This is a genomic window from Nostoc parmelioides FACHB-3921, from assembly GCF_014696625.1.
GTDB classification, from domain to species: Bacteria; Cyanobacteriota; Cyanobacteriia; order Cyanobacteriales; family Nostocaceae; genus Trichormus; species Trichormus parmelioides.
Map to the genome: position 1 here is coordinate 22,468 of NZ_JACJQL010000064.1, position 10,552 is coordinate 33,019.

Consider the following 10,552-nt stretch of genomic DNA (forward strand, 5'->3'; position numbering starts at 1 on the left):
ATTGCATAGGTAAAAATGTACTTATGAATGCTGGCGACACGTCCATTAACTGGCTTCCGCTACAGTAACACCCACGTCTGGCTTTACCTCCTTCGCCTTCTTTTCAAAAATCTGGATTCCGGCATCAACCACCTCAAAGCCGTTTTCTGTTCGTTGACCAAGCTTGCCCGATACAGCCCCAGCCCAGTCTGCGAATTCCGAGGCGCTAGTTTCTGCCTTCCGCCAACTTTTTGCATTAACTTGAGCGGTAAACACTATGCCATTCTGATCAGTCAACTCGATTGCAACTTTCTTATTCTCTACTGGTGTGGCTGTTGGTAGTTCACCACTAAATTTTATTGTGACTTCGCTTTTGGCTGACATCGCTTATTCAAACACCCTTCTTTTTGACATATCGTTAATATCCACTTATATACCAGTTCCGTAGTAGTTGAGATGTCAACGGAGAATCCCTCGGAATAATTTTAGTGATTGATAGTCCAGTAACTACTGTGAGTATTGCTGAAATGGCTCACATGAAAAACCGCCTCTAAACAAGCTGAAACTTGTTTTAAGTAGTGAAATTGTTTGATTAATCACAGTTACAAACAGCAGACATTTTGCACCTAAATACGGGATTCCTGTACAAAATGTCTGCTATTCTGCACAGCTTATACACGCATTGGAGTGTTATGGCTGTCAAGTAACTTTGACTTTCCACTACAAAATGTCTGCTATTTTGAACGTCGCTTTGACCCAAAAACTGGTGTCTAATACATACACTAACTGCACGCAGCCATTTTTTTTAAACTTGCTCATTCTCAATAACTTAGTTTTTATTGAGAATATATAATACTTTTGTGTTGCAACTGTACTTCAAAAAGACCGCTCAATCGATTAACTTCTTCAGTAAGTGAATCTAAAATTTCCTCTGTGAGTTCAGAAGTCATCCTATATATTGAGCGTTGACTGAAATAAAAACTTGTTTAACACAAAAACTCTACTAAAAACCTTCAATACCCTAAGCTTAGTGTAGTTTAACCGTAGTTCATAAGTCTAAACCGACACTAATATTTTCGGCCGTCCAAAACATCAAAAACAATGGTTTCTTGTCCCTTTGGCCGTCCAATAAGTGCCAACCCTACTCACCTGTCATGCTCTGCTGACAAATGCCCACCTGTCAACGGCCGTCCAAAACATCAAAAACAGTGGTTTCTTGTCCTTTTGGCCGTCCACTGTTTTTGATAAAAATCTTCTGTAACTTTTATCCAGACTCAATTACAGCCACTTTTTTGAGTATTTTTTATTGTCAATAAGACCCCTGCTTATTGACAATGCGTAATCATGATGTGTTGCAATTATGTTTCAAAAATTCTTTCTTGAATTTAACCGTACCCCAACAGATCCATAGCTATTTTGAGTTCTTTTGTAGGTTCCAGTTTCATCAATCCTAAGTCATCCTCATCAAAATCCTCATCAAAATCTTCATCATCAGAATCGCCATCATCATCAGTTCTTTGAGGCTGACTAGTGCTTGCTACAGTAGTCACTGCATCAGCACCACTTTGAGGCTGACTATTGCTTGTCACAGTAGTCGCTGCATTAGCGCCACCAGACACAACTATTGACTGAGGCTCAATTCGAGCAATACGCCTAATAGTTGCCAGTTTCGCTTCTAGACGTTCAATTGCTGACCAACAAGCTTTCTGTAATTCAGGCTGATTGACTTGACCCTCTAACGCTTCAGCAAGCCAAAAAGCTGTAATCGCTTCTATGGCAAACTCTGTCGCTGGTCTATTAGAAGGATGCTTCAATAAATAATCAATCACTTTCCCCTCCCATGAATTACTCTTGCGTTTTATTCTGGGTAACTCAACATAGGAATTGTGTTGTTGACTCATATCTTCTCCTAAGTATAAAAAATGTTTTTAGTATAAAAACAAATCAATATTTGAGTTGAGTATAAATGTGTCTACTTTAACGATGATAGCGATAATATTGTGTCTAAATGTGGTGTTTTTAGCCGAAAAAATGTCAAGTAACTAGCGTTAGATTTCCCCCTAATAGTGCAATTAATGAGTGCTATTGTGGTGTATAACGCCAAAGCATCAAACAAATCCCTAAATGCGCCCCAGAGAGCTAAAAACCCTACACAGCAGGCTTTTTAGCGGCAGAGGGGGTTTTGTGACCGCCAAATTTCGCGCTGGTTGACTAAGATAATGGTGTACCCACTACACCTTTTTGCCCTGACGGGTGGCTTGCGCCATTTCTCCCTAACGGTCGAAACAAAAAGGTTACGTGGGGTCTGCGACGCAATTACACTCAATCACCCAAAAAGTGGCATGGCTTACGCTATTGCACGGATTAAAAAGCTTAAACGCAGTAACTTGGCAGGCAGTGAAGCGCACACCGCCCGTCAGCGAGAAACACCCAACGCTGATCCTGACAAACAAAATATCAGATTCATTGGCACTAATAACCCAACACTTTCATTAGATCAGTTGGTAATGGAAAGGATAGGGGAGCAGAAACGGAAGATTCGCCCTGACGCTGTTTACTGCACGGAAATTTTATTGACTGCCAGCCCCGAATATTTTCGTCCCAACTGCCCAACACAAGCGGGTTACTATGAGCAGGATAAAGTTGACTCCTGGCTGGCTGCTTCTAAACAATGGTTAGATTCGAGATACGGCGATCGCATTGTCAGGGCAGAATTACATTTAGATGAAGCCACCCCACACATTCACGCTTACTTTGTCCCCCTTGATGAGAAAGGGCAACTCAGGGCCAAGCACTTCTTCGATGGTCGTCAAAAGATGAGGGAGTTTCAAGATTCCTACTCCGAGGCTACAGAACATTTGGGGTTGGAGCGTGGCATTAAGGGCAGTAGGGCGCAACACCAGGACATCAAGGACTTTTACAGCATTGTTAACTCCGGTATAGAACCAGATACCAGCCTCACCCAGTTGCAATTGCAAGCCAAAGCGGCTGACCGGGATAGGGCGCAAGCCAAAAAACAGCAGATGGAAGCCACAGCAAAGGCTTTGGCTCTTGAAAATGAACTCAAAGACAAACGCATCAAGGAATTAGAGGCACAATTCGCTTTTTGGCAAGAACAAACAAAACAACTGCGCGACTTAGCCTTGGAAGATGTCGCCTGGGAGTTGGGGCTAGATTACGAGCGTGAGCGGTGGCGGGGTCACGGACTCATCATTAATATAGATGGCTCAAAGTTCTACGACTTTTCACCCGAACAGCAAAAGGGCGGCGGCGGTGCGATTGATTTGGTTATGCACGTTAATCAGTGCAATTTTCGGCAGGCGGTTGTCTGGTTGCATGAGCGTTTTGGTGAAGCTGGCGTAGAACGTGCAGCGATCGCCCACGCAAAAAAAGCTGCTGCTGACATTATCCAGGCCCAAGCGCGTCCCCAATTCACCCCACCCGTTGAGAATAAAGCTAACTGGCCTGCCGTTGAACGTTACCTCACCCAACAACGGGGCATCCCCTCTGATTGTTTGCAAATGCTGAAAAACCTGGGGCTACTTTACGCTGATGATCAACAAAACGCTGTGTTCGTCATGCGGAATCTTGATGGTCAGCGTAACGGTGCATTTTTACGCGGAACTAGGGGAGAGAACAACACCTTTAAGGGCTACCAAAAAGGCACTAAGCGCAGTGATAGCTGGTTTTACTTCGGTTTGGGTGGTCAAGCAACCGATAAAACAGACCATGTTCTGCTGTGTTCTTCTCCCATTGAAGCTATTTCCAGAGCCATGCTCGAATACTTTGTTAGGGGCAATGTGCCACCTGAGCGAACCCTGTACATGGCAGTAGATAACATCAACTCTTTGCCTGTCGAGCGATTACAGAAAGTTCCTAATATACTGGTGACTTTTGGTAAAGACCAATCAACTCATGCGGCCGCACAGCGTGTCTTACAACTACTGCCACAGTCCCAACAAGTTTTATCCAAAGCGGCGGATTGGAACCAGCAGCTTCTTGAATATGGACGGCAGTTGAGACGACAGCAACAGCAGCAGGATGATGATTTGAGTCTTTAAATTTCACAATCGGGATGAAATGAAAATCTGTGCAGAGAGAAGAATCAATTTTTTTTGTCTTTCCTGATGTGAGTGCATAAACCTACAAAATCATATCTAATGTAATTACGGTACAGAAAATACCGAAGTTAGTAGTTACTCATTTTTAGGAATCGGAGATGAAACTGATTCAAAAACTCTCCTTTATCTTGGGAGCAACATTTACATTTAGTGGTACATCCACTGCTATTACAGTTCCAGTATTAAATACATATCAAGCACAATCAAATTATTTTCCTGAGCAGCGAAGGACTGATTTTCTCTCTACACTACAAACACTTCCAGTTCCTACTACTGCTGAAGACTTTTTCAATCAAGGGAGTTTCCGCTCTTCCATAGGAGACTATACAGGAGCAATTGAAGATTTTACTCAAGCAATTCGGCTTCAGTCAGACTATACCGATGCTTACTTGTTCCGCAGCAATGTACATCTTTATCTAGAAAATTATGACCAAGCAGTTGCAGATTCTACGGAAGTCATTCGTTTAGATTCCAACAATGCTCTTGCTTATAATAATCGATGTTATGGACTCGCTCGTGGATTAGGTGATTATCAAAAAGCTATTTCTGACTGCAATAAAGCAATTCAACTTGGTGACAATAATCCTGGTGCTGCTGCTTTTTACTCCAGTCGGTGTCTAGCCCGTGCTGGATTAGGAGACAAAACAGCATTAGATGATTGCGCTTTTTCCCTAAAGATTGACCCTAATTATATTTATGGATACGAGGATCGAGGGCTTGCTCGCTCTATTTTAAGAGATAAAAAAGGAGCAATTGCTGATTTGCGAATAGCAGCTAGACTTTTTAAAGAGATAAAAGATACAGTTAGTTTTGAAAGAGTACAGAAGCTAATTAGAACGCTTGAGCAATAGCTGAAGTTTTATGGAGCTTTAAGATAGTCGCCGCCTAAATACAACTTCTGCATACAGGTTAGCTATTTCTTGTATTATTCATGTAGTTATTGGGTAATCATTTTGATGCCTATTTTTTTCTTTTTCAGTTTTGACCCCAAAAATCTGGCAAAAAAAGATTGCGTACTGTGCGGAAACTCAAATTTTTTCAACTGACATGAAATTAACGTCAATTTGACTAGGATTTACCATAGTTTTACCAAGGTTTTAACATAGGTTGACTGCGGTCAAAGTTGCGCCTCCCATGAAATTGACATGGATCTAACTAGGATTTAACGTCAATCTGACATGAAACTGCCATAGATTTCACATAAAACTGGCATAGCACACTGATATGTTTTATTACGGGTTTTTCCTGTACTGAGTTGAGCAATTTATTTTCCCTAAGCGAACCAAATCGGGTTTAAATGCTCTTGTTTGTTCTAAAAAGCCAACACATATCTGTACTGCTGTCTTGGTACAACAGCAGGCATGGTAGGCAGTTGTCAGTCTAACCCCAAAAAGCGAGATTTTTCATCCAGAGTCTTTCACATCTCATCCGCTCAACATGAAGCTAGAGATGATGACGGTTTCATTCAGGATAGGTTGGTGAAAATTATCTCACCCAGATACGATCGCTTTTACCTTGGAGCAAGCTGATGGCACTGCCCCTGAATTAATCACTCTCAGTCTCAGGTTTATTCCAATGCCTTGAGTTGCTTCACTGCCTGACGCTCTTCTGGGGTCAACTCTTTCCAAACAGCCGATTTAAACTCACTCGTCCATTCTTCTGTCAGCGTGGCAATCAAGCCCCAACTCTCATCGGCAATACACTCCCTAATCAGTTCTGCATTCGCCCACACATTCTTAACTGCATCTTTTTCTGTGATTACCTGCTGCGGTTCATCGGTTGTAGCCTGTGGTTCTTCAGTAGATAATTCTTGTTCTTCATTTTGTTGGCAGTTATTGTCGGCATCTGTCGGCAAAAGGAGTGAATTTTGTCGGCATCTGTCGGCATCTGTCGGCGGTAAGTCTGAAATGCTGTTTTCTTCAGTGGTTGACGGCAAGATGTCAGAATTTTGTCGGCGGTTGTCGGCGGTTGTCGGCAAGTTTGTCGGCAAGATGTCGGCACTCTCAACATTAGTATTGGCAATAGTTTCAGCCACATTCTCTAAATTTGTCGGCGTTGTCGGCGAAATTATAGATAAATTTTCATCTGGATTTACTACTGGATTCACCACATTTGGGTTGACCAACAGATTTAGGTCGCCGACATTTTTATCATTGATAATCAACTCATTCCCTTCAAAAACATCCGAAAAATCGCCGACATCGCCGACAAAATTCACCTCGTTTAACTCTAACCCAGTATTTACAACTGCTTCAGGCGTTTTACTCATCGCCGACAAATCGCCGACATCCGCCGACATTTTTTGAGCGTCAAGATTCAAAACCACTGAGATATCGGGCTTGGGTGTATTTTTAGCAATCGCCGACAAATCGCCGACATTTTTGGTGGCGCTCCATTCTAACTTTGTTCCACTCCCCCTTATCTCCCCATATCCCATCTCTTTGGCTTTAGTCATTAGTTCTCTAATCTCAAGAGATTTCATCCTTCCCTTAGCGGACTGATGGCGGCCAATCTCCCTAGCGTTTAACCATCCTTCCTCCCCTAGTGACTGGCGTTTGTGTGACAGATTAATCATGGCGACGATCGCCGACTGTGTTGTTTCCCCGGCAATCTGTAAATGCACTGCCTGAATCTGGCTTAATAAATGCTCAACAATATCTGCGGCTTGTTTTACCCTGATTACAGGGATAACTGTTGGTGGAGTCCCACAGAATGGATCTGATAACTCATGGATGAGATGCAGGTTTAGTGACAGCCTGCCCAACAAGCCTTTACATTTTTTCAGGAACTCTTTTAATGCACCATTGGGCAACCTTGCCGCTTCATACTGCCATTTGGTGTCTACCTCACGGAAATATTTATAAGCTTCACCTGTAATGTGATAGGTTTGGGGCTGACAGGAGAGTGTGGCTCTGTAAAGTCCGGTGAGTATTCCAGTAATATCAATACTTTGGGTGTTTTCATCTGGTAATAGCCGAATAATTTCTGGCAACACTGAGAATGTGAACCTGGGTAGTAGCCCATCGCTGGCCCCTAATTCAAAATGCTTGTGGAGTATGGTTGGTTGTAATCCCCCCAGCCAAGATGTGTTCGTCCTTTCTACAAAAATATTTTTGGATACCTTGGCTTCACTGAAACCGTCACCGTCATACAAGCTTAAAAACTCTTGACGGTCATTACCTTGCCCCCGTTTATATTGATTAAATCCCCCGAATAAACCTGATAGCTCGTCCACTACATTCAGTATTGAGTTATCCGGGGCTTTGGCAATGTAATCCTTCAATCCTTCCAAAGTTGCCCCAGTTAGGTACATTCTGTTAATTGGTTTGGGCGGTTCTGGTTGGGGTGTAGATTTATCGGACTGCTCCCAAGCGGCTAAATTTTTCTCGTATTGTTGTGATTCAGACGCAAACCGTTTATTCTCCTCCTTTCTTAAAGCGTTAAGTGGTTTCTTCACTAAGCTTCTAAAAATGATGGATTTTCCCGAACCAGAATCACCGACTAGGGCATGATTGATAGCGGGGTTTTGATAAAATTCATTGTGCTTATTGCCAATCAAAACCTGTGCGCCAATCTGGTGAGAGGCGCTAATGACGCTGATGAGCGACATCATTAATGATGTTTGGGGTAGTGATTGGTTGATGCCGAACAACATCAAAGCAGTAGCTAATTTTTGTGGTAAAAACTGCCTGATATCTAATTCTAGGTTGGCACAATCAAGAACTTTTTGAATATCTTCTTTGATGAGTTCATCATCTTCACTGGCGCGATATTCAGTTTCTACATCATCAAGGAATCGCTCTAATTTTACCGGGTAATATTTTTTGTTTACCTCGGTTTTAAAGCGGCTCTTTTGTGATTTTGATGCGCCTGAATTAAGTAAATTGATGTACTCAGTTTTCAGTTCATCGTAGGGAATAAAGGCAGTAGGATGAAGGACGACATTATTGATTTTGTTGTCAGGGGAGTCATGGGCGATGACCTCCGGTCGGTGGAGCATCGTCGCCCGTTCATGGCTAGGAATTGTTTCTTTGCGAACCCATGCTTTGATACATTCAATGATGTAATCTTCACTTAAAGCGGGTTTGGGATTATCACCCGTTGCCGATTTCCAAACCTTGTCCGGTTCGGTAGCATCATCAGAACCGAGTGGGGGTGAACATTTACAACAGTAGTCGTCAAATATGTCTCTGGGGTTAAGTGAGTAGCGATAACCTTGGGCATCCAAAGTTGCAGCAGTTCCGATCAGGTCACAGGCTAAAGAGTATGCTTTAGTATTTCTCTCACCCGACCCAGCACCACTATCAATTAACCGTCGATTCTCTTTGCTCAGGCACAGATATAAAGGACAGCCGTGTTGTAGGTCACGGATACTGGTTGGCAGCAGTCCTTTAAGTGTGGGGGCTGGGGTGGGGATAACTGCCCTTAGCTCATCGTAGCTGTAGCGTTTACCTGAGTTGAGGATGATTTTAGTTTGCCCCGATGGTACGTTATTCGGTGCGAAGTGCCAACAGCCAGCCAGCCTCATGACTCGTGAGGGGTTTTTTAGAGCGCGATCAGCGTCTGTGTACTCTAATAAATCAGTTTGCAGTTGCTTCCACTGTTGGGGGTCAATCTTGGAGTCGAAAATCCAATAACTGTGAATGGATTTACCACCTGTGTCTATCTGTAAACTCGGTTCTGGCAGTCCGAGCGATCGCCATAAATGTTTTTGTAGTTCTTTGTCTAGGTTGTCATGCTCGTAAAAGATCGCACGGCAATCGCTCACACTCTCATTGGTATGCCCACCACCGTTGACTACAAAGTAAACTCCTCTGCCTTCGGCTTGGAATTGTGTGGCTAGTTGCAGCAACTGATTGATATTTTTCGCTTCGGCTTTTCTGCCTTTATCCCCTATCTTGCGTGAGTCATTGCTGGGGTAAAAACTGCGTAGGTAGACTGTATCTCCCGCTTTGTAGCCCAATGCTTCTAGATGGGCTAGTGCTTGAGTGCGATCTATGGTGAGATTATTTTTGGCTGAATTAGCAGCGTCTTCTGGATATTGGATAAACACGGTAGATTCCTCCGATTGGTTTGTTTCTGGTCGGAGGAGAGGCTGATGTTACTGCCACACTTTATATCTACATAATTCGCTGTTTTACTTAGTTTTGCCTATTTCTGGCTACGAAAACCAGAGTTTGATGACTTTTTTTGGCAAAATCGGCCGCTTGAAGCATATCGTAATTGTCACAGCTCCATATATAATAAAATGACGGCAGCACGGATTTAATCTCATTTCCCTGTCAGTGGTTTCTAAGCGCCAACTTTTCCGCCACTGCCTTGGGTTTGTGTGAGATCCCCTCTCCGGCTCCAGTAAATAGAATATGAATTTTTTTCTAGGATAAAGCGTCACTACTTATTAGTGGCGCTTTCGTCCATTTATCTTTTGATACTTTTGAATATCGACCTCCTGTTTACGTTTCATTTCGCTACTTGCCTGATCTTACAGAACAATTGAACTGTTGACACAGAACTGTAGTACTGTTTTTTTCAGAAAAATTACTGCTCTGAATCCGTACTAGAGTACTGTTTTTCGTGACACTACTTGACAATATTTGTATTTTCTGGTTAGAGGGCATAAGTAATTAGTTATCTTTCAGTACTAGTTGGTGTTTAAGTCATATAGGATGTAATCACTTTATTCTGATGATTTTCATTTCTTAGCTTTATTAGCTTTATATTGTTCCAGCCATAACTTGACCGCCTCTTCCATTGCGTCAACTTGGGAAATTTCTAAGTCAGTACAAGCCATCTTAAATTCTTTGACTACCTCCTTGCTGATGTATCCGCTCAACTGTGCATAGCTTGGGTCGTTTCTTCGTGCCACAACATCATCTATCATTCATTACTTCCTAAATCATACGAGCGTGTTTACGTTTTTGATTGTTTTACTGCAAACTAGTTTACATCTTTTTGACTAGTTGACGTGCTGACTAGTTTACGTGTAGTATAGCATCAGCATCCGAAAAGCGGATATGTTCAACCCGAAGCATGGCAGCCAAAAATTAATAATAATTTTTGAGTAACTTGCTTCTCCAAGCGTAAGTAATCTTTTAGCAATCCCTGGTGTAAAGCTTTAGAGCATAAACATAACTACCTTCAACGGTTAGCAACAGCCACATCTATATAGATGGCTGCTACTAGCATGATTAGGAGATAGCAAGTGTACAACATTTATTTTGCAGACATTGGCAACTTCACCAGCATCACCGCACTTAGAGGTGAAAAACCCCGTGTGATGCGCTCAGTATTTCAGGATGTCACCTACACCAGTGCTAGGGATATTGACACTGATGATTCCCCCAGTGTGACTTGAACGAAAAAATGAGCCAAATTGTGAACAATAAAATGAGCCATAATTAACGGCAAAATAAGCCTTATGGGAAAAAGCGAAATAAAACTTTGCAATCAAA

Annotated in this window: 7 protein-coding genes; 3 read left to right on the forward strand and 4 right to left on the reverse strand. The window is 42.5% G+C overall.

Features of this window, described 5'->3' with window-relative positions; all coding sequences use genetic code 11:
* Window positions 1-45 precede the first annotated feature (45 nt).
* Complete coding sequence (locus tag H6G14_RS26620; protein ID WP_190571187.1) at window positions 46-363, reverse strand: hypothetical protein; 318 nt, start codon at window positions 361-363, stop codon at window positions 46-48.
* A gap of 1,001 nt (window positions 364-1,364) precedes the next feature.
* On the reverse strand, window positions 1,365-1,880 hold the full coding sequence (locus H6G14_RS26625; protein WP_190571189.1) for a hypothetical protein: 516 nt from the start codon (window positions 1,878-1,880) through the stop codon (window positions 1,365-1,367).
* 441 nt (window positions 1,881-2,321) lie between these two features.
* Between H6G14_RS26625 and mobV the strand changes: the two genes are divergently transcribed.
* Together mobV and H6G14_RS26635 are read left to right on the forward strand one after the other, a co-directional pair.
* Window positions 2,322-4,040 carry a MobV family relaxase gene (mobV, locus tag H6G14_RS26630; protein WP_190571191.1) on the forward strand — a complete coding sequence of 573 codons (1,719 nt, stop codon included), beginning with the start codon at window positions 2,322-2,324 and terminating at the stop codon, window positions 4,038-4,040.
* Between the two features lie 158 nt (window positions 4,041-4,198).
* Window positions 4,199-4,951: a tetratricopeptide repeat protein gene (locus tag H6G14_RS26635; protein ID WP_190571193.1), complete on the forward strand. Its 753-nt coding sequence runs from the start codon at window positions 4,199-4,201 to the stop codon at window positions 4,949-4,951.
* Window positions 4,952-5,667: 716 nt separating this feature from the next.
* Here the strand turns inward: H6G14_RS26635 and H6G14_RS34265 are convergent.
* Together H6G14_RS34265 and H6G14_RS26645 are read right to left on the reverse strand one after the other, a co-directional pair.
* A complete protein-coding gene (locus H6G14_RS34265) occupies window positions 5,668-9,153 on the reverse strand; it encodes a DUF3987 domain-containing protein (RefSeq protein WP_338421221.1) in 3,486 nt (1,161 codons plus the stop codon).
* A 639-nt stretch (window positions 9,154-9,792) separates the two neighbouring features.
* Window positions 9,793-9,966 (reverse strand): hypothetical protein, encoded by a 174-nt coding sequence (locus tag H6G14_RS26645; protein ID WP_242053723.1) that lies wholly within the window; start codon window positions 9,964-9,966, stop codon window positions 9,793-9,795.
* A 336-nt stretch (window positions 9,967-10,302) separates the two neighbouring features.
* Here H6G14_RS26645 and H6G14_RS26650 point away from each other — a divergent pair, with 336 nt between their 5' ends.
* Complete coding sequence (locus H6G14_RS26650; protein WP_190571201.1) at window positions 10,303-10,455, forward strand: hypothetical protein; 153 nt, start codon at window positions 10,303-10,305, stop codon at window positions 10,453-10,455.
* Window positions 10,456-10,552: the final 97 nt, after the last annotated feature.